The sequence below is a fragment of the Pseudomonas sp. FBCC-B1667 genome (assembly GCF_059133255.1).
On sequence record NZ_CP101437.1, the window covers coordinates 444,678 to 465,922 of the forward strand.

15 protein-coding genes and 3 pseudogenes are annotated in these 21,245 nt (G+C 50.8%); 13 read left to right on the forward strand and 5 right to left on the reverse strand.

The features are described 5' to 3' along the window. Nucleotides 1-167: 167 nt before the first annotated feature. From NL116_RS01905 to NL116_RS01925, 5 genes and pseudogenes are all read left to right on the forward strand, one after another. A complete protein-coding gene (locus tag NL116_RS01905; RefSeq protein ID WP_494375792.1) occupies nt 168-2,567 on the forward strand; it encodes a hypothetical protein in 2,400 nt (799 codons plus the stop codon). A 295-nt stretch (nt 2,568-2,862) separates the two neighbouring features. Continuing rightward, nucleotides 2,863-3,321, forward strand: a pseudogene (locus NL116_RS01910) (transposase); the annotation flags it as partial. 84 nt (nt 3,322-3,405) lie between these two features. Continuing rightward, nucleotides 3,406-4,893 (forward strand): autotransporter family protein, encoded by a 1,488-nt coding sequence (locus NL116_RS01915; protein ID WP_494378166.1) that lies wholly within the window; start codon nt 3,406-3,408, stop codon nt 4,891-4,893. 2 nt (nt 4,894-4,895) lie between these two features. Then, a complete protein-coding gene (locus NL116_RS01920; protein WP_494375793.1) occupies nt 4,896-5,156 on the forward strand; it encodes a hypothetical protein in 261 nt (86 codons plus the stop codon). Next, nucleotides 5,153-5,401, forward strand: a complete 249-nt coding sequence (locus NL116_RS01925; protein WP_494375794.1) for a hypothetical protein — start codon at nt 5,153-5,155, stop codon at nt 5,399-5,401. Before NL116_RS01920 ends, NL116_RS01925 begins: the two co-directional genes overlap by 4 nt. 141 nt (nt 5,402-5,542) lie before the next feature. Here NL116_RS01925 and NL116_RS01930 read toward each other — a convergent pair. Next, nucleotides 5,543-6,733, reverse strand: a pseudogene (locus NL116_RS01930) (IS1182 family transposase); the annotation flags it as partial. A gap of 1,105 nt (nt 6,734-7,838) precedes the next feature. On the opposite strand from NL116_RS01930, the gene NL116_RS01935 reads away from it, so the two are divergent. The 3 genes from NL116_RS01935 (at nt 7,839) to csrA (ending at nt 10,434) form a co-directional block, all read left to right on the forward strand. After that, nucleotides 7,839-8,378 (forward strand): hypothetical protein, encoded by a 540-nt coding sequence (locus NL116_RS01935; RefSeq protein WP_494375795.1) that lies wholly within the window; start codon nt 7,839-7,841, stop codon nt 8,376-8,378. Between the two features lie 571 nt (nt 8,379-8,949). Continuing rightward, nucleotides 8,950-9,120, forward strand: a complete 171-nt coding sequence (locus NL116_RS01940; protein WP_494375796.1) for a hypothetical protein — start codon at nt 8,950-8,952, stop codon at nt 9,118-9,120. A gap of 1,122 nt (nt 9,121-10,242) precedes the next feature. Then, nucleotides 10,243-10,434 (forward strand): carbon storage regulator CsrA, encoded by a 192-nt coding sequence (gene csrA / locus NL116_RS01945; protein WP_494375797.1) that lies wholly within the window; start codon nt 10,243-10,245, stop codon nt 10,432-10,434. Between the two features lie 186 nt (nt 10,435-10,620). On the opposite strand, the gene NL116_RS01950 is transcribed toward csrA, so the two are convergent. Next, nucleotides 10,621-10,848 (reverse strand): hypothetical protein, encoded by a 228-nt coding sequence (locus NL116_RS01950; protein ID WP_494375798.1) that lies wholly within the window; start codon nt 10,846-10,848, stop codon nt 10,621-10,623. A gap of 470 nt (nt 10,849-11,318) precedes the next feature. Next, nucleotides 11,319-11,648: a hypothetical protein gene (locus NL116_RS01955; protein WP_494375799.1), complete on the reverse strand. Its 330-nt coding sequence runs from the start codon at nt 11,646-11,648 to the stop codon at nt 11,319-11,321. 87 nt (nt 11,649-11,735) lie between these two features. On the opposite strand from NL116_RS01955, the gene NL116_RS01960 reads away from it, so the two are divergent. Next, complete coding sequence (locus NL116_RS01960; protein WP_494375800.1) at nt 11,736-13,007, forward strand: OmpP1/FadL family transporter; 1,272 nt, start codon at nt 11,736-11,738, stop codon at nt 13,005-13,007. Nucleotides 13,008-13,723: 716 nt separating this feature from the next. Here the strand turns inward: NL116_RS01960 and NL116_RS01965 are convergent. Further along, nucleotides 13,724-14,557, reverse strand: a pseudogene (locus NL116_RS01965) (YifB family Mg chelatase-like AAA ATPase); the annotation flags it as partial. A 130-nt stretch (nt 14,558-14,687) separates the two neighbouring features. Here NL116_RS01965 and NL116_RS01970 point away from each other — a divergent pair. The 4 genes from NL116_RS01970 (at nt 14,688) to NL116_RS01985 (ending at nt 20,550) form a co-directional block, all read left to right on the forward strand. Continuing rightward, on the forward strand, nt 14,688-16,550 hold the full coding sequence (locus NL116_RS01970; RefSeq protein ID WP_494375801.1) for a hypothetical protein: 1,863 nt from the start codon (nt 14,688-14,690) through the stop codon (nt 16,548-16,550). A 385-nt stretch (nt 16,551-16,935) separates the two neighbouring features. Next, nucleotides 16,936-18,732, forward strand: coding sequence for a hypothetical protein (locus NL116_RS01975; RefSeq protein WP_494375802.1), 1,797 nt, complete (start codon nt 16,936-16,938; stop codon nt 18,730-18,732). After that, nucleotides 18,729-19,316 carry a DNA glycosylase gene (locus NL116_RS01980; protein WP_494375803.1) on the forward strand — a complete coding sequence of 196 codons (588 nt, stop codon included), beginning with the start codon at nt 18,729-18,731 and terminating at the stop codon, nt 19,314-19,316. Before NL116_RS01975 ends, NL116_RS01980 begins: the two co-directional genes overlap by 4 nt. After that, entirely contained in the window at nt 19,297-20,550 is a 1,254-nt protein-coding gene (locus tag NL116_RS01985; RefSeq protein WP_494375804.1) for a hypothetical protein, read from the forward strand. The genes NL116_RS01980 and NL116_RS01985 overlap by 20 nt, the downstream gene beginning before the upstream one ends. A gap of 167 nt (nt 20,551-20,717) precedes the next feature. On the opposite strand, the gene NL116_RS01990 is transcribed toward NL116_RS01985, so the two are convergent. Next, complete coding sequence (locus NL116_RS01990; protein WP_494375805.1) at nt 20,718-21,053, reverse strand: antitoxin Xre/MbcA/ParS toxin-binding domain-containing protein; 336 nt, start codon at nt 21,051-21,053, stop codon at nt 20,718-20,720. Nucleotides 21,054-21,245 lie beyond the last annotated feature (192 nt).

Here is a 21,245-nt window from a genome sequence, read left to right on the forward strand (position 1 = left end):
GAGGCTGATTGATTTGTTTTAGCTTTTAGCGACAGATAAGTTCGAATCCTTTCACCGACTGATGCGCTGGGAAATGAGCCGCGTGCTACGCTGTTGTTGGAGCGGGGAAGTCACCAGAAACGGCTTCAACGTTGTCGTCCTATCGAACAGCAGGCGTCACTGCGGTCGTGGATTTTGTCATTATAGTCAATGACTTGATTGTTTTTTATAATTATTCATTAGCACTATCGACCCCACTCCCTCAAATTGTAGGTTTTGGGCATGGAAAAATCTCAGGCTCTATTAGTCGGAAATTCGCTCGCTTCTTGTTAAAAATGAGCTATTCAATGCGCCTCGTTTCTTATTATGTGATCCTCGCCATGTCCAGCACGTCTCTGGCTGCGGCTCCGACTGCGTCGCCTTTGACTGCTCCAGTGATCGGCCGAGCTCCGACGCTCAACATACCGACCACGAGCAACCAGAGTGCTTCCGGAAAAACCCCAGCTCAGGGTGACGACATGAAGGCCGCTTACACCTACAGCGACCTAGATGGTGATCTGGAAGACCCTAGCCGGACTCAGGTGCAGTGGTTCGCCGATGCCGTGGCGATTTCTGGGGCCACGGCCCTGAACTTCGTCCCCACGGCTGCGCAAAACAAAAAGTTTCTGACCGTGCAGGTCCAGCCTGGATCCATGCCCCCGGCCGACCCCGATTTGGCTGTAGCACCGGTGACGAGCGCCGTGAGTCTGTCGCCAGTGTTACCGCCACGTGCGCAATTGCTTGCAGAGTACTCCCGTCCGCCTAACAGCGCCCGTTGGGGTGATGCGTATATGTATTGCGCAAGTCAAAACAAGCGCCTCCCTACAACAGGCGAGCTACGGACCTTGTTCACCACGTATACTCGTGCCAACGAAGTAGGAACTTCCGGTGGAGGTGATCTCGGCCGAACCTATGGCTGGGGGGGCAACGTGTTTTGGGCCAAGTCGGGTGATGCCACACGTCATGATTACATCTACGTCGGTGAAGACGGACGCGGAGCTGGGAACGCTAACGGCAACATCTATTGGTATGCCTGTGCCAACACCGGAACACCGGAGTTGGTACCAACGGTTACGGCAGCCAGTGTCCCCGCCGCCACAGTGGGAGTGCCGGTAACGGCGCTGTATACGTATAATGGCAATTCGACCATTCCCGACCAATCACGCTTCCAGTGGTATACCGCTACCGCGAACAACGGTACCACTGGCAAGACAGTGATTACCGGGGCTACAGCGGCTAGCTATACCCCAGTGGCCGGCGATGGCGGTAAATGGCTGGTGGTTGAAATCACCCCGGCCAGTTACGACACAGTGGTGGGAGCGCCGGTAACGGCCGTTGGCGCGTTAGCAGTATCGAGTGTCAACATTACTGATTTGGTCATTGAAAAGCCGACCGCAGCCCGTGGCAGTTTCCAAGCCAACTACACCTTTAATGGTGACGCCGAATCGGGAACCTCCTACCAATGGTATTGGAAGGGAGCAGCGGTAAGCGGTGCAACCGCTAAAACCTTCACCTTCCCGAGCCTGACGATTCCTTCGGCCAGCGCGGCGGAAGAGCTGAAAGTCGAAGTGACTCCGCGAACCAGTACGTCGGTGGGCGCAATGACCAGCACTACGCTGGGCCTGCGGAGCTCGATTGCCTGGAACGCACCGTTTGGCCAAGGTACTTGGTACGACATGGCCAAGGCTTGTGCCGGGCAAAGCAACGCCAATAAACGCCCGGGAACCACGGGCGAACTCCAGTCGCTGGTAGCGTCGCTGGGCAATATGGAGGCTTACGGGGTTAATACCGGCAATAGCTATTGGACCGGCACTGTCGGTGCGACTCAGGGCACGCACCAGATTGTGCAGTTGGCGGACGGAGTAATGAGTAACAACTATAATGACGCCGGCCCGTACGATCGTGGGTTGTGTGTGGCCGGTAGCGCGCCAGCACCACGTGCGCTGGGTAATATTCTGTCCAACGGCCATCAGTTTACCAATAACGTCGGCTTTCCAAAAACCGGCTACGATGGCGCCTTTTTTGAGTTTGTCGGACTTAAAAATCAGCGCGACTTTGCTTATCGCTCCAGCAATGCAACGAACGCGATTGTCCACAATGACAACAACTGGTCTGGAAGAGTGACTTTAAAGGAGAAAGGCACTGCTAATATTGAGGTATATAATATAGCGGGTGGCAACCCAGTTACTTATGCAATCAATCCAACTCGCAGGTTTGTTAACACAAAAGCGAAAGCTGGATATTATGGTGATATGCTTAAAGTCTGCCAAGGAATGGGCATGACCATTCCTAGCAGTAGTGCATTTACAACTGCACAAAAAGCCAACCCCTGGGATAAGGGTGAGCGTGTCCTGGGTAATCTTTATGGTGAGTGGGGCCCCCGGCCATTTGGACAACAGTATGAGACCGAGAGCTGGACCAGCACGACAGCAAGTAGGAACGAGCGCTATGTCTTCGTAATGACTGATGGCACACTACTTAGGGCGACAGCAGAAGGCCTTAACGCGGGAAAAAATGTATCCGGAGTGGTTTGTAGTGATGCGCCATAGTTGCTGTATTCCAGCGTTTTAGGACCTCAAAACAAGTCACCCGAGGGCACCCAGCAAAATAAAAGGTCGCTCACTCTTGATACCTCATCACGGCGATCCTATTCTGCTGCTCGGACGGCATCCCACCCAGTCAGATTAGCCAGCAGTTCGGGCATATGCTGGCTAATCTGACTGGGTGGGATGTTGACTTGGTATCAAGCTCGGCGGTCTCAATGAGCAAGTGCAACACCTGATGTAAGGTGTTGCCATGCCCACGACGTATACACATCTCAACACTTAGGAGCGGGTCGCCATCATGGTGATGCAGCTTCAACAATTCACGCTGCGAGCTATCGCCGCTGTACTCCGGCGTCACCCCAGCACCATTAGCCGTGAGATTCGACGGCACAGCCAACTCGGTCGATACGATTCGGCTCACGCCGCAAGCCGGGCTCGAGTGCTACGTCACAAGCCACGCCGCCAGTCGCGCTTATACTCTGGCTCTGAGTTGTTCCAAGTGATCATGGAAATGCTGCGCATTGGCTGGTCGCCCCAGCAAATTGCCAGCATTCTACGCGGTATCTGGCCCGATCATACCGAGCGACATGTGAGTCACGAAACCATCTACCTGGCCATTTATGCCTATCCGCGCGGCGAACTGAAGCGCCAGCTCATCAGCTACTTGCGCCAAGGTAAGGGCAAGCGTCGCGCGCGAACCCAGAGTGCCACACGTCGAGAGCGCTATCCTGCGGAGCTCAGGGCATCTCCACCCGAACCTATAGGGGGTGCCACAGCAGTGGATGCCGGGACCTTGCGCGCCGGTGGCGCTAACACCTTCATCGCCGCCTCGTTCACCCGCGTGGCCGCTGGCGCGACCCTGGACACCGCAGGTTTCAATCAACAACTGGCCGGCCTGAACAACAGCGGCACCCTGAGGCTGGACGTTCCCAGTGTCGGCAACAACCTGACCGTGACCGGTCCCTATGTGGGCAACGCCGGTGTACTGGCCCTGAGCACTGACCTGGCCGGTGCGGGCAGCGTCAGTGATAGGCTGTTGCTGGATGGCCTGACGGCAACGGCGAGCGGTCATACTACGATCCAGATCGATGACCTCGGCGGACTCGGCGGGCTCACCGCCGGCAACGGTATCGAGGTCGTCGGTGCCACTAATGGATCAACCACCACGGCGCAGACCACCCGCGACGCCTTCAGTCTTGCCGGCGGCCACGTCGACGCCGGGGCTTTTGAATACCGCCTTTTCGCTGGCGGTACCGATGGCACGGGGGAAAACTGGTATCTGCGCTCGGCTCAGTCCGCGTCCCCTCCGGATGAAGGCGGTAGTGGCGGTCAACCGGATCAGCCGCAAACACCGCTCTATCGCGCGGAAGTACCGTTACTCACGGCCTTGCCCGCGCAAGTCCGACAAGCTGATCTGGCGATGATCAGTAACCTACATCAGCGCATGGGCGATGAATCGAGCGTCACCAACGCAGACACTGCGGAGCGGATCTCTGAACAGCCTGCGGATGACACGCGGCAGGGCTGGGTACGGACGGTGTATGCCGACGCCGACATCGCTGCGTCGGGCCCAGGGCAATCCCACAGCGACGGCCATGTGGTAGGCCTGCAAGCCGGCACCGACTTGTGGGCCAATGCCGACTGGCACGCCGGTGTGTACGTCGGTTACCTCAATGGCCAGGCCAGCGTCTCCGGCGATGCTAGCGGGCGCATCGGTCGGGTGGGTAGCAACGAGACTCACTCCAATTACCTGGGGGCCTACGCCACTTGGCGCAACACCGAAGGATGGTACGTCGACAACGTGTTGCAGGGCGCCAGTCATCGTTACGACATCCAACCAGATAACAGCCCCAATGAGTCAGGCAAGGCCCGGAGCTATTCGGCGTCGATGGAAGCCGGCAAGGCTTACCCGCTCAACGGACACTGGAGTATTGAACCGCAAGCGCAACTAGTGTTCCAGCACAGCGACTTCGACAACCTGAACCTCTCTGCGGCTGAGGTGGAGCAAGATGCGGGTAATGGCTGGATCGCCCGCGTCGGTGCACGGATCAAGGGCGATTGGGTGGCCGATGGCATCGGGCGGATCCAGCCCTATGGTCGGATGAACATCTACAAGGCCAGTATTAGTCATGATGACACTACCTTCGCCGGTCCGGCCGCATCCACAACGCTCTCCAATAACGGCGACTACTTGAGCGAACTGTGCTCCTACCTCGACGGCCTGGAAGACGCGGGCACACTGCCCTTTGAACAGCTGATCCAGCTCAAGGCTTACGCCATGAGCGGCTGGAAGACCTGGCGCGCCGGCTTCGCCGCGCTGGAGGTGTGAGCATGAGCGCCCGCGATGAGCACGACCCGCTGGCGGCGCTGCACCTGCCGCAAGCGCTGGGCGCCCAGGCGCTGAGACTGCTGGGCGCTATCGAGCAGGCGGGGACCAAAACCGAGGCCTGGCACGCGGCGGACCGCGCCGAAGGTTTTACCTTGGGCGTGGAAACCCTGCGCGCGCTGAACCCGGCCGATATCGAGGCGCTGTACATGGCGTTCGACCAGGCGTTGCAGTTGCGCCTGCTGGAGCTGGAGCTGGAACAGTGATCGGCGAAGGCATTCACGAAGACGCCCTGGTGCACCTGGTGCAACAACACGCGGTCAGGAAGTGCCTGGTGGCCAAGGTCGACGGCGGGTCGGCCTGGGGGCTGTCGATCCGCCTCGGCGGCCCCTCTGCGCGGCTGATCCCGGTGCGCTCGCGGCGCGAGCATGTGCGCACCTGGGCCAGTTTGACCGCCGTGGGACGGTTTGCCGATGGCATCGGCTTGCGCGGATTCAGCGTCGAACTGTGACGGGTCACACAGGTTAAATTCAGGACGAAAAAACCGCCTTAGGAGCAGGCTGTGTGAAAACGCAGTCCGCCGCGGTTTAAAGCAAATGCCCCGACAAGTCGGGGCATTTGCTTTTCTGGAATTTGAAAAATAAAGGCCTTCTCAGCCCATCAGCGCTATCAGCTTTTGTGCTCCCAGCACCTTTATGGCCCTTTTCAAGTTGTAAGCCTGCACCGCCAGTGCCATTTCTGCACGAGTGCCTTGCAACTGGCGCAGCAAGAAGCGGCAATTGCCAAAGATCCATTGTTTCAGGTTACCAAAGGGATGCTCGACGATGGAGCGGCGACTGACCATCATCTCGGGATGGGCCTTCATTCACCGCTCCATTCGCTCCATTCGCTCAAACGCGACTTCATGGGCATGGCGCATCAGGTAACGACGCTGAGCCTTGGTACAGCGGCTTTTCAGCGGGCAATTTTGACAGTCGCTGACGGCCGCCTGATAGATTCGATCACCCTTGCTGAGTTGTTTGAGTGTCAGCTGTTGGCCGGCGGGGCACTGATATTGATCAGTGTCTTGGTCGTAGCTGAAGTCTATCCGGTCAAAAAACTGCTCCTCGCCACTGGTAGGGTTGTTGGCTCTGTTCGGCGGCACAAACGCGGTGATAGCCGCGTCCTCGCACGCCTGGAATTGAGTACCGTTGGAGTAACCGGCGTCCGCCGTGACGCAAAGTTCGGATTGTTGCAGCTCATCTTTAGCGGCCTTGGCCATCGGCTCGAGCTGGCGGTTATCGGTGCCGTCCTGAGTGACTTCGTGATGCAAAATAAGGCAATGCTTAGCATCCACCTCGCTCTGGATGTTGTAGGCCACCAGCGAACCGGACGCCGTTCGCATTTTTTGCGCATCGGACTCGCCGACAATGTGTTGAACCAGCCCTTGAGCTTCCATCAGCACTTGGCAGGTCCGGTTATTGGCCTTTTTTACCTGCAATTCGCGAAGCGCCGCTTGCACCGCCGAGCGGTCAATCGATTCCCCCTCTTCGCCACGATCCGCGTCATCGAGCTGCGCCAGATAGCGCGCAATGCGTTTGTCGAGCACCGCTTGCTGGTGTTTAAGTTTTTTCGGGGTCAGGTGCTTGCGACTTGAGGCCACCGCCTGAAACTTACTGCCATAAATGGCCACCGGTGCCCCCGCTATCAGACCGGCCTGTCGGCAAAACCGGACAAAGGCGCGGCACGTCGCGGTGAACGCCGCGCTGTTATCGCGACGAAAGTTAGCGATGGTTTTGAAGTCAGGGGCCAGCCGGCCAAGCAGGCACATGATTTCAACGTTGCGTTGACACTCGGCCTCAAGTCACTAAGCTGCGTTTCAAACGCGGCTGGCGCGCCCGACCTCAACGTTTGAAGTCGAAAGTGAACAGACCCGTCGTAATGCTTGAGCTTGAAACTGGAGAAATCCGGCAGGGTTGTTGTCGTTGCGAGCGCGGGTGAGATCGATCGTTCACGCATTTGGTCAATCTAGCTCACTGGACGGTGGCTACTACGCTGCTAGCCTCTCAAGAAAATAGGAGAGCGCTATGATTAGCCCGACGTTGATTGCCGACCTCCTGCGCTGCTCAACGCAAATCAACTGGCCGCAGGCATCGCTGCCAAAGAGTTGAACATCTGGATAGAGGACGGTGGCTCTGGCGATACCACAAAAAACGTCTGGTACGCTCTGCTCACTCTCGACAACAATCTGATATCTGTACGAAAGGGGATTGCACAGCTCATCGCGTCAGGGGTCCTAGATGGCGGGGAGCAGGGCAATGACCGACCTTAAATTAGTGAGATTTCATTTTGAGAATCGACACCCTTTGGGCAGGCGAAATTTTCGTTTTCAAACGCTCGAAATTGGAACGCGGAAACCATCAATAGCTGATCGAAAAAGTGGGGGCGGCCCCTCGCATACAGCAACTTACATGGAAGGTTGGAGCTCGCCCAGGGGCCTCGTACAGATGATCTATTGTGGGTGGTCGGACTTGACGCCCCCTGACAACAGTTTGAGCACACCCAGCGTCTCGAGCTTCTTGACTCGAGCGATTGATTTAATGCTTTAATCCTCCCCGATGATGACCGTGCTCCCTGGCATCCTTCATTGTCCAGGGGATGAACGTTGCGCTTGGTCGCCTCGCGTGGGCGTTGCTATTCGGTTTCGCTGTGCTGCAATCGTTGATCCCCCTTTGGGCGCCACAGCAGTCTCTGTCCGTGAGACAAGATCTCTTTTACGAAGGGTTCCTGTCGCAGGCTATAGGAGAGCCTGATCAGCTCCAGCTCATCGCCGGCATTCTCCACACTAGAGTCTAGAGGGATTCCAGACGCGTATTTACGGTATTCCCTACAGACCGCGGCGCGCGCTAGGTTCAAACTTTCGTACGCCGTTGGGTCGGCTATCGTGCGAATGGAATAAGGAAGGAGTAGTGTCAACCATCAAAATGAAGAATGCACACACCGGAGAGTCTAAGGAGATACCCATTGGATTCTCTTGGACCACGTTATTTTTTGGATTTTTTCCCGCTCTATTTAGGAAGGACTGGAAAAATTTCCTGGTTTTGTTGCTTTTAACGCCGACTACTTTGGGTGTTTTGTACATCATCTACTGCTTCAAATATAATAATATTCATACGAAAGGTCTTGTTGAGCAAGGTTACAAAGTTCTGATGACAAAGGAGGAGGCAGTCTTGATGTCAGCAAAAATCGGTGTGCATCTGCCAGTTTACGTAGAAATCGACAATCCACTACATATAATTCAGACGATAGAGGAACACAATCTGGCTTTGTATGTGGCAAGCGGTCTTGCCGCTGTTATTTTAACTGGAGTAATCGCAGGGGTTATCAAAAGCTCAGAACCCACTGTGAGACTTGACGAAAAATCATTAATAAGTCAGCCGAATGAAAGCGCCGTAAACACAGCGCGCGATCCAGCTAAGCACATTAATGAAAAGGGGTTGGTTTCTTAGTCAAGAACTTAATTGTCGCGAATGCCTTCCCAGCAATGAGTGTCGATTCAAGTGCGTTCTTTGAATTCGCGCGCCATGCGACAGTGACTAGTAAAGGCTTATTAAAATAACGCGAGACAGATGAGTTCTGCTCCGACGGAAAAATTTAAGTCTGAAAAATTATTGTTGCGGAGGCGTTGTCGCCGTTAGAAAAGAGTTTGCCAACGACGTAATCATCGATTGTCCAAGCACCGACCCCAATATTAATATCAGCGCTAAATTCGCGACATTCCCTCGAAAGTACGCAGATATGATTGGTAAGGAGACATTTGGTTTGCATCGTAAAAGGCGCAATCATTGGATCGTTGATGGTGACTGCCGGCAACCCATGGGATAGCCGAGCTCGCAGCGAATAAGCATATTAAGAAACTGAACGGCTTGCCTGTGGCGGGAAGTCATTATTTGACTCGGCAGGAAGTGCAGAGTAATGGTGGGTCTGGCTTCAGTTTCCAAAAAGCTGATGAAGCTAACGCGAGTCACGTGCTCATGGCGCTGAAAATTTCGCGTCAGATGCGTTTTTTTGGATTTTTAAATGAGCGATGAAGAAAAAGAACCACTCTCAAAGCTGGAAGCTCGATTTAACGAAATTGATAACCCTGCGCTGACGATTTGGCACGTAATGGCTGTGGTGGCGAGCATTCTTATTGTCAGTGCCGGCGTATGGGTAGTGTGGCGCTTACTAAGCTTTCTTGGCGCACGTTAATCTTATCTAAACGCCCGCTTAAGTGTGGGCATATTCTTGCCCTTTCAGAGTTACTTGCATGTTTACGACCTTCATCCAGTTTTTCAAAAAATTATACAGGACCAAGCAAAGACAACAGCTCCACAACACTCATCGCTTCGCTAAAGATCCTCTCACGGCAGCTTTGATTGTGCGTCAAAAAAAACAAGGCGTCGTAGTGGCGGAATGGGTGTGTATAGGGGGAGGGTGTAATCACGAATCGCTAAATGGGCTGCGATTCAATCTTAATCAAGGTATATTGTATAGTGGGCGATTTATTTTCCCTTATGATACCGCCGATTGCGTTTGTATGCATCTGCCAATCCCTGAGTTTTTATAGTCGTTTCCGCGGACTAACTTACACCTTGGTCAATGCGTCGACATGCTGAAAGCACGCCCTGTCCAGCCCTTCTCCGGCATGATGATTTTCAGGATTCCCCTACAGCAACATGCAGCTCATTGTTGCTTAATGTGCCCTGAGGTTGCTTGCGACGCATCAGGGAGGCGTAAGAGTGGAATCGGTATATGTGGGCAGCATGTCCACTCTATTCGCAAGCGACCTCACTCATTCGTTTTGGTTTTTTGGCCCGCACATCTGCTCAGGTTGCGGGTTTTTTTTTTGCTTTAAATTTGCCAATGTGTGAATCAATTTGTCCTGCGCTCTGTGCATAAATGGGGTTTCGGGTCTTCAATCCATCCCTAGAAAGCTCGCACCGTCATTCGAAACGGTGGTCGGACAGCGTTGGATCGGTTTAAGGCAAACAGCCTGTCTTGGTGTCAGATGGCTTACCTCATGTTTCATGCTTGCCTCGCATCACCTCCCTGGGTGCGGGGCTTTTTTAATTTGGTGCTTGAGAGTAACTCGGCGCTGCACCCAGCAGGTACTAACTTCAGGATTCCCCTACAGAAAATCATGCTGAATTCACGTGTAATACGGTCTAAGAGCACTTGCGGTGCAATCCAGGGTATTAGTCGGATTGTGTTAGGGATTCCATGCGGAAACTCCTCTCCCTAGGCGCATACGCTCTTAGCAGTGATGTCATTTGCCCTGCATCGTCCTCAAAACGATGCGGGGATTTTTTATATTAAAAACGGGAGGTTGATATGTTGGTGATAACCATAGAGCCCCGGCAGGCCGCCATTTTAAACGACGACATCACGCTCACAATTGTCAGCGTTAAGGGAGGGTATGTCAGGCTCGGAATCGACGCGCCGAAAGAGTTGGAAGTGCATCGAGAGGAGATCTATCGCCGTATTCGCGAGACGAAATCCAAGATTGAGATGCAAGATTCCTAATTTTAGTTTTTTGGTTCTTGGGGTGGGGGTAGCATACATGGTGAGTGGGATTGGGGTGCTTTGGTCCAGCTCGATTTATGTGGAGATTTGCACCCGCCCGTGTGTGGCCAAGTTGCAGCGGCTGGCGTTTAATTCGGTTTTTGGTGCGGTAGCTGCTCGGCAGCGAAACCCGGAGATGCAGAATGTTTAGTGAAAAAAGCTGTAGTAGCGTGGAGAAAAACGCATCGCCTTGATCATCTTTTCACGTTTGGCTTCAGTGATAAGACGACCGGCACGGCTTGCGTCCTGAAAGGTGAATTCATGGCCCATTTTTCCCGCCTTGATGGCAATGGCACGGGCTACGTGCTCCTGGACAAAACCAGCGGAAACTTCTAGGAACGGGCGTAAATCAAGAAGGGTCTCTCTGTTGTTCAATATATCACCTCATCCAGTTTGGCTGCGCCACTAGGTATTCCGTGATCTACTGCGATCTCGTGGCACTTATCGTTCATAAGTCTGCTGGTTTTTCTCAGTAGGCGCAGGTCATTGGAGGCATTTTAGCGGTCGAAAGCAAAGTATCTCTAGAAATCTCTTTGTCCCATGTCTTACGTGCTGATCCGGGCTCGCTGGTGACTGAAATTGCGAGGCCTGAAGGGCTCGTCAGTTTCCCTTGGTTACTTGCCTAATGGCCTACTAGCCATGTAAGAAACATCGCTTTGAATCAATCTGTTACATTAAGTCTGGTTGCGAACGTAAGTTCACGACGACAGCAATTTTCAAGCGGGAGCTCCCGGGAACTTCTAATTCGAGAGCCAAATTTTCACCCTTTGGTGAAATGGCCTTCGACGACTGTGTCAGACACCGATTAATACTGATAAATGCCCACTCAGTCGCCCTCTAATGCTCTATTTCGATGAAATCGACCACTTTCGCGTGAATGACTTCAATTTTATCTTTATTGACCAGCCCGACGGGTAGGTAAGCTCTAAAATCGGGAAGGATACCGGTCCTGACCAGCTTGCGTATCCATCCGTTCGTACTCGCGGGTTGGCCGAAACTTGCCAGTTAGTGGTTCGCTGAAATATTTCCAGTGGTTCAAGTTTCAACTCTGGCGCTTGATGCTTGCCCAGCGTCAGGTCCTCAAACTGGCGCAGACCGCAGCGGCCTATCCGGCCATATAAAAAGGCGCGTGCTTTAACGTCGATGTAGTCAAAGTCAAAATCGAGGTCGCCCACGCGGCCATGTCCGATAAGGCGTCAAGTTGTGGGGCCAATAAGTCGCATGAACTTGGCGAACGTCGATGTACACAATAAGGATTTCTTGTGCAGATAAAAAAAACCGCAACGCTCTCTTCATTTGCAGTGCTGGCACTGCTTGCCCAAACCACGCTGGCCAGTGGCCTGATGCTCTATGAAATCGGCACCGATAATGCCGGTCTAGCCAATGCTGGCGCCGCAGCTCGCGCCCAAGGCCCGTCGACGATCGCCAGTAACCCCGCGGGCCTAAGCTATCTGCCGGGTACGCAAATAACCGGGGGCGTGCAACTCCTTTACGGCAACCTCAAATTTGATCGCGACGGCGATACCAATGTTTCGGGTACGGGCAGTGGCAATGCGCTTGAAGCGATGCCAGGTGGAAGCTTTTTCATCAGTCATCAACTCGATGATCGCTGGAGTATCGGATTTGGTCAGTACGCCGATTTTGGCCTAGCGGCAAACTATGACAACGACTGGTCGGGTCGTTACTTCGCCCAAAACGCCAGCCTGGGCGGCTTGTCATTTGTGCCCAGCGTGGCCTATCGCGTCAGCGATCAATGGTCCGTGGGCGTCGGAGTGAAAGCCATGTACGGCATGCTTCAAGCCCAGACCGCCATCGATCGGTCGCCTTTAGGCGTGACTAGTCGTAGCGACGGCCAATTCAAGTACAAGGACAATGACTGGGGATTTGGTGCCAACGTCGGGGTTATCTACGCGCCACAAGCCGGCACTCGCATTGGCCTGGCCTATACGAGCAAAATTGATCTGAAATTTGAAGACGGTCTGAACGTAAATGGTGATGGGGCAGGGCTAGGTCGTCTTGACGGCCTGAACACCCAGCTTGACATGACGGTGCCACAAACGGTCACCCTCAGTCTGTTCCAGCAGCTCGATCACAAATGGGCCTTGCTCGCCTCCGTCAACTGGCAGGACTGGTCCGAATTTGGTGATGTCGCAGTACAAGTCGACACCAATGCAGTCGGCGGACAATCAACCACTGTTGATGCTCATTACAAAGACACCTGGCACCTCTCCCTTGGTGCCCAATATCAGGCCACCGAGAAACTATTGTGGAATGTCGGACTGGCGTACGACAGCAGTGCCGTATCGGATAGTAACCGTACCGTGACCGTGCCGATGGCCGAGTCCTGGCGTATTGCGACTGGCGCCACCTATGCCTTGAATCAGGACACCGACGTCAATGTCAGTTGGGCCATGGTCTGGCTGGGTGACATGCCGGTGGACCAGAGTAAATCGGTTTCAGGCTCTCGTATTTCCGGCCAATTTGATCGTGCCTGGATTCAGGCTGTCACCGGCAACATGACGTGGCGTTTTTGATCGCTGTCGGTAAAACAACAAGCACTTAATCCAAGCCGCACTTACTTTCGAATCACCTATACGAGGCTTTTTGACGTTGCCCCACGCGGGTTCTTGCTCGATGAATGCATCCAGAAAGCTCGTGAATGAAAAGCCGAATTAGGTTTTTTAACTGGTGCACGAACCTGCGAGAACTCAGCTCGGTGGTTAAACAGCGCTGCGCAGGGTTTCACTAAAGGGTGGAATTTAACTCGCTGGGCTCTATCCGATTTCCGAACCCCCTGAACAGCTCACTTCCCAGACATGAATGGCAATTCACACGGCATGTTAGGCAACGGTAAAGCTGCAAATGGATCAAAGCACCTTTAGTGGTTTGCGGACCCCAGCCGCTGCGCCCGATGCGAAACGCTCGGTCATGCCCTAGTCGTCGAGATATTGGTTGAGTGGGGAGAAAGATCTAGTGGCTCGGTATAGTGCACAAGAACGATCGCCGACGAGCCCCGCAATCGTCAATTAAATCGCCACCGTCGGCCATGCCCTGACGAATTTTAATAGGCCAGCATGTCAGGGAACTTGGCGAAGCCAACCTGATAAAAACAGTGAGTACCGGTGCCCAATGTGTAAGTCACAGTCCTATCGCTGTGTTGTGATGCGTTTGTCATCTGGCGTATGGATGGTTGATTGGAAATACCACCAAAGGCTCCGCTATTTCCCTTCAATCTGCGATTCCCCACAAAAGCGGCCACCAATTGAAAACGGGCTGGAAACCTAACGCGATCCTTGGCGCGTGAAATCACGATGTGGCCGGATTCGAGGGGCTCTCTCAACACCTCCAACACCTTGCGATCGAATTCCGGAAGCTCGTCGAGGAATAGAACGCCATGATGGGCGAGGGTGATTTCGCCGGGTTGCGGCTTCGAACCACCACCCACCAACGCCGGGCCGGAAGCAGAGTGATGGGGTTGGCGGAACGGTCGCTGCGGCCAATGGCTCAAGGGCACGCAACTGGTGACGGATTGAATGGCTGCGACTTCCAGCGCCTCGTTTTCGGCTAGCGGGGGAAGCAGCCCCGGCAATCGGCTCGCCAACAGCGTTTTCCCGGTCCCCGGCGGTCCGCTAAACAGCAGGTTGTGAGCTCCAGCTGCCGCAATCAGCAATGCGCGCTTGGCCGAGAGTTGCCCTTGCACTTCATTGAGGTCGGGATAGGGTTTGCTGGCGTAGAGCAAGCCATTGGAAACGTAGGGTTCAACGGGCGTATGTCCATTGAAGTGCGCAACGGCTTCCAGCAGGTGATCCACGGCAAACACCTTCAACCCCGACGCCAGGCAGGCCTCCTCGGCATTTGCCCGCGGCACCATCAGCGAGCGTCCGGCCTTGCGTGCAGCCAGCGCAGCCGGCAATACGCCTCTCACAGCACGTACCGCGCCTGACAACGCCAACTCCCCCAGGCATTCAATGTCATCCAGCGTCAATGTAGGCACTTGCACGCTGGCTGACAAAATTCCCAAGGCAATCGCCAGATCAAATCGCCCGCCGTCCTTCGGCAAATCCGCCGGCGCAAGATTCAGCGTTTGCTGAAATGTAGTTTGGTCAGTGAGCAAGGTAGCCGAAATCTGCTATCCCTAAGGACATCCCACCCTAAGTCCACCTTGGTTGAGCAAAGCCATGTGCCCATGCCTTTCGATCCCCTGCAGCTCCACGATGTATGGCCGTACGTACTACAATCAAGTCGAGATTGAGTGGGACGAATCGGTCCTGCCCGAGGGGGCATGGTTCATAGAGGCAATAGAAGCGTTTTTTGCCGTACGGTCAGATAGCCGGTCGCTGGCTGGGTCTGTTAATTCCTTGAGGTATGTCGTCAAGCTTGCAGAAGCTAATGAGGAAATCGCTGCGCTGCTCAAGCCCCCAAAGCTTAAAGTCGAAGTGAGTCAAATGCCGAATCTTTTCGGATTAATAGAGTCAGCTCTTAAATCAGAAATCATGTCCGAGAAGCATAGGTACACTATCTCAAAAGATTTTAGGCAGATTTGCTGCAATGGATTGCGGCATATTCTTCCAGGCAGCGAATTGGACAGAAGAGCCATAAGGTTTAAGACTTCATTAGTATATCCGAGAGCACCGAGCATATTGCTTAGTGACTCCCTTGTGGAAGGTGCAGATGGGCTCATAGAAGAACCTTTGGGAGCCTTGCCTCATCAGACTTATCAAGAGCTGTATATTAAAACGAAAGAGAAAGTTTCTGCGGATCTCGAGCGACTTAAACGAGCTTGTTACGAAGATATACAGTTTTTTAAAGAAATGCGCGATAAGCTCAAAGCGCTGAAGGCGAATCCCGCTTCCCGTGAATTAATAAAACTGATCGAAAAGCAGATTTTGAATAAGTCGATTAATTCAAAGTGGCAGCAGGAAAGGGCGAAGTATAGTGATGAGGAAGTAGTCTCAGCATATATGGAGGTTTATGAATCGAACGGAGGGGAAAGATTAGAGTTCGAGCACTCGCAGTTCTTTTCTAAGCTTGATGACATCCTGATACGCGTCTTGGGGGACTATACACCATACTTCAAAAAAACAAGTCTTTGTTTTCATGTCCATTATAGGTGTATCGGTCCGGAACTACAGTCGATATTCATTTTGTTGTTGTGTGCAACTGGTTGGAATGCTGGCGCATTGATCGGCATGGAAAAAGATAATATCGAGAATGAAGGGCGATATTGGAAATTGCAAGGTTACAAAGAGAAAACAGATGACTACACACCGCCCATCTACATTGAACGGGATATGAAACCAGAATATGCCGCCATGAAAACTTTAATGTGGCACAGGGATTCATTGGTGAAACAAGGCCTCATAACGCCAAAAGAGCAATTGCTTTGGTTCCTTGGAGTAAATAAGACAAGCTATTCAGCTCAGGCTATTGGGATAATAGCAAAGGATAGCTTCTGTTCTAGACATAAAATACCTCCGTTTTCCTATGGCTATATAAGAAATCAAGTGTTTGAAAGAGACAGGCTAGAAGGGCGGAACGTTGAGAGTATCAGGAGGAAAGCTGGACATAGAAGCAGGAATACAACGGTAGGTTATTTAGATAGCCTAGTAAGTCGTAGGATGTTTTCATCAATGAACCTCGAGTTTTCACGAAGGCTTGAAAGCACGGTCATATTCCGGTTGGTGGAAAGCGGAAAGGGGAACTTTGAGTTTGACGTTAATCGCGTTAAGCCAGAGCTATTTAGTGCAATTGGAGATGGTTCATACTGCGCCGACAAGCGTAATCCGCCAGATGAAGCTTTCGTTTTCGATGGGGTGTGCGCTGCGTTAACATGTCATTGTAGTGGGGGCTGCAAAAACAGAAAAATCATAATTGACAATGATTCGATAAAAGATTTGGTGCGGAGAAAACATTATTATTTGAATAACTGGCGTCGCCTTGAAAGTAACAATTCAGCGTTGTTTAGGAAATACCATTTTGATGCTATGGCCTATGTTTTGAGTCTTTATGATTACATAAAAAATTCGAGATATAGAGTGTTTCTGGATGATGCGGAGGAGGCGACGAAAAATGAATAGGCAATCTACGGAGTTCAGTGAATACGTAATAGAGCAAATAGGCAGATATGGTTTGCATTCTGATCTGAAGCTTGATCAAAATGGGGTCGTTAAAATAAGACGATATGACTCACGAGCTGATGAGCCACATAAAGACTTTGCTGTATTTGACCTTAAGTTGTTTTGGCTTCCCCCTAACGATGTTTACGACTCGCCTACGTCCCTTTTGTCTAGAGATGATCTAACCTGCGCAGTCCTATTTTTTTTGAACGATTTTATGTTCAGGACGAGATCTTCCAAAGGGCGCCACGATCGTGCGAGAGTGCAAGCAAGGCAGTGCATAAAATTCTTCGAATATTGCTGGATAATGAATTTTCTTCAGTTGTCTTCGGTTCCGAACGATTTTATGCAGAAATTCGCAGAAGATGTCTCCAAAGTTGGATGGATTGGAGTTTTATGCATTGAGGCAAGGGTTGACAGTGTAATTCTCCAACGCCCTGACTCAATCTTACCAAAAAGCGAATTTGCAAATCTTCTTTCGACTAATATAGATGGTTCAGATTTTGGATTAATTTTTCAGCATTATATCTCCAGGTTTTCGGAAGGAGGTCGTTTGGAACTAAGCATAGAGCCACTTGGTTACAGCTCAATGCGGCATCTTCTGGGGGCATTGAACAATCTTCACGGGCTTGCAGCTGGCATTGGCCTTAAGCAATATCCATATTTAAATGGAGTTGCGCTTAGCAGAGCTTTGACATCAAGTCCCCTAAGAACACCAAACATAGGTCCGCGGGATGCCGCATTATTATTTGCTGGCTCTTTCGAAATTATACTTTCATTTTCTGATGTATTGGTTTCGCTACTCGATAAAATTGCTAACTCAGTTATTAAGAATTTTAAGTTGGGGAGGTTCGAGTTAGGTTCCGAAATAGAAAGGATTGTACTGGGGTCGCATATAGATGAACTTATTCCTCCTGGTAAAATAGGCCGAGACAATAGTGCAAGTGTGGGCGGTAATTACGTCTGCGGTCTGATTTTGCTATTAATGAGTGCTTGTTTTGTAGTGTTAGCGGTTTGCAATGCGCGTAGACGTGATGAAATTCAGCACAAAAAATATGGAGTTCATCATGGTTGCGCTAAGATCATGGATGAGGAGTTGGGTTTGTATGTTTCTGAATTTTATATCGAAAAAACGCTGTTAGATTATTCTGTTTTCTTTATAAACGGTATCAGCTATCGCGTCCTTAAGGTGCTTGAGAAAATTCATGATCAATTTGACAGGGTTGATCGGGCGCTTGGTCGGGGTGCGGAAATTGTCAGTGACAGAGAAAGAAATCTGTTTTCCTATCGTCGCTTTGGTGAACGTGAGGGCATAGGCCAGGAGTTATGTTGGTTTAGTTTTAGTGACACGAGGCGTGGTTACGTTGCGCGATTCTTTGATTACATTTTTCCTGATGGCCACTCTCTTGAAGTATCCGCGCACATGTTTAGACGCTTATACGGTCTATTGTTCATGTATCGACATGAGCTTCCTGAAGTGCAGGCTTTATCGTATCAATACCAACACGACTGTTTTACTGCAACCGTCACTTATATAACTGATCCGGCAGTTGAAGGAGAGCTAAATTCGATTTTTAATCTATATGGTGTCAATCCTGAAAGTGTACGAAAATCCTACGGTGAACATTGTGAGGATCTGGAAGAGTCTATTTTAGAAATAGCAAAAGAGCGAATGGCTGAGCTGGTCGAATACACTTTGAGTGGTGGAGACGGGCGTGGTGGGTTCACAAAATTTTTAAAGACTGTATATAAAAAATATTTGAACTCTGTGGAATTTACTAACCTCGCAATCAATGAGCAAGCCAAAGTAATTGCTAATCGATTTTTAAGTAGAGGACATCTTCCTAATCCTTTTCGTCATAGTCTTTGTGTTGCATCGACGAGTCGGCACAGTGCATTTGCTCGCTGTAGCTCTCCTGTAACCAACATACTACGCCCGGAGTTGGCCAGTCCTGCGGTCTGCCACGGCTGTCCATTTCAATATCTGAATGAGCACCATATAAAAAATATGATTGAAGATCATGCCCTATTGCGTGCTGAGTTAGATCGGGCGTCAGGAGGTTCGGCGTCAGCTCAGAATTTAGCCCGTGAAGTAGCGAATATCGATAGAATCATTCAGTTTCATTATGAGAGACACTCATGAATAGAGGCGAGATAAATAAACAAACAGCGCTACAAAATATAATATTAAAGAAGGAAATTCTTCAGGCATGGGCGCAAGCGATACCGCTCAACTCCGAAGGCAGAACTGAATACTACCCACTTACAATAAGGCAGTTTAATAACTGGGATTTATCTCAAAATAGTAATATTTTCCGAGATTCGCTACCGCCAATTTTTAGAAATGCTAATGATACATTAAATAATTATCCTGCGTTGAGAGCAGAAGTACAGGTAGCAATTTCTCTGTTGACGAAAACTGTGCGTAAGACTCTTGAAAAAGGTGATCGTTTCAAGAAATTGAAGAACGAAATTTCAGAGCTTAATGTCTATATTCGGGTCCTAGAACAGGAATTGATTAGCCTACGGCTTGAACATTCCGATTGGTCTCTGAGAAATATCGCGTCCCAAGAGAAATACAAAGCTCTCGTGGATGACTATCGCAACTATCAAATTTCCTCGAAAAATGAGCTCGAAGCTATTGCAAACGAAAATCGCGAGTTGAAAAAAACGTTGGCGAAGGTGACCGGTTTGCGAGTAGTCCATAATGCACCCAATAAAAGTTAGGTGGCTGGATGTGAAAGGTGGGCGCTATGCCGTGGCAAGGTGGCGCAACAGCGGAAAAATAATTCTGGAGTTGGTTGACTATTCTATCTATTTGAGTCGTCAATGTGCCTTGACCAATTTGACTGTTGAGACAGCTATATATAATGTTGTAAGGCTTATGAGTTATTGTTATGAAAACTCTATTAGTCTGACAAATCTAGACGATGTAAAGATTAGAGAGTTTCGGGACGCAGAATTCGTACGCTTGAGAGAGCGAATAGGCCAACGAGGCTCTGAAAAGGTGCAAAAGCGCACTGTCAATAGTCGTTTAAAATCAGTGTATAGCTTTGTATTTTGGTACCAAGAATGTAATCTTTCCACGAAAAACCTCATCGGCCCTTCAGGGTGCAGTATTCGCTCGACTTTGAACTTAACCGCAGGTAAGGGTGATAGAAGTCGCACTCCTAAATTACTTTACCCTTTACTATTTCCGTTAAGTGGTGCATCAAGTAAGCATCGACCAATGAAAGCTGCGACCGGTATTACCAAAGGAAAAATGATGTACCAATTTAATAGTCTCAATGATGACTATCTTGCGTCACGCAATACTGTAATTCTTGATGTCGCTGATACTTTGGGAATGCGAAGAGCATCTATAAACTCACTTACTTGCATCCAGTTTTTGGCAGCGTTGGAGAGTGAGGAAGCCTTAGTTGATCTTGCGATTGTGCCTTCATCTCAGAAGTTTAGTTATCAGTTTTCGTATATTTTTCCTTTCCAGTTAGTTTCGTCTATTCTTCAGTACATCGAGGGACCTAGAAAAGCACTCCTTCAGCGACTCAAGGTTCCGGCATCTGTGTCACAAGATCGACTTTTTCTTTCATGTAAAACTGGTCAACCACTTACCGATAGAGCCATAACAGGGTTCATCGCTTCGGCCATGCGTGCCTCGGGTATGCCCAAAGGATCAATACATGTATTTCGTCATAAGTTTATCAATGATGAGGTGGAGCGTGAAATTATGCGTAGAATTGAGCTAAAGTTGGATACCTCTATAGAGTCTGTAGCCGCAGCTGTAGCTATTAAAGTAGGCCAGGCGAATCCTAACTCGCTCTACACATACATATCAGACGCATTTTCCAGGCTTGATAAGAAGCTACCAAAAGATAACAAATCGAAAATTAAACATTTAGAGAAAGAAATTTCCGACCTCAAGCGGCAGCTGAAACTATTGCGTGAAATAACTGTAAATTGATAATCGGGCAGCATGTGCTGTAGCTAATCCACCCTATTCACTGGTGTCGCTAGCTTAGTATCATTGTGCTCGCTGCGAGGCATGATAGTGGCTGTCTTGTCGTACTTGGCGCTGTTCGGAAATCAGCGATGTCGGACGCATCAAGTAATGCTCATATCCCCGGATTCTTACCAGTTGTGAGGGAGTGCCCGGTCATCCCCGAATATAGCCTCGGCCATGGCGATAATGTGCGCAAAACGGTACAGACGATCACTTTCGTCCACCGACAGTCGCTGATCCTGTTCCAATTTCGTGTTGAGGGTTTTAAGGGGAATGACCCAATCCCGCTCGGAGGGACCCATTACGCCACTCACGCACAGAGTCTTGATGCTGCTGGCTGGAAATCCTAGCTCGATCAGTTCGTGAATTTCCTGAGCCGACGCGGTCGTTAGAAGATGAAGAAGAGTTTCCAGTCGGTGCCGATAGGTACGATGAACGTTCTCGCACAAAACGTTAACAAGCATGAGGCACCTTTCCTGCGCGGTATCTGGGACGCAGAGCTAGGTCGCTTTCAATCTGACATTTTTCAGCTGCTTAAATTTGGGCATTTTGGTGTCGTGTGAAGGGGCTCTACAGTAATCGGGTCCTCTGTAGATTGCTGATGATGAATAGCACATCTTTTTCACCTCGAAACCCCACCTTTTCGAAGCCTGATT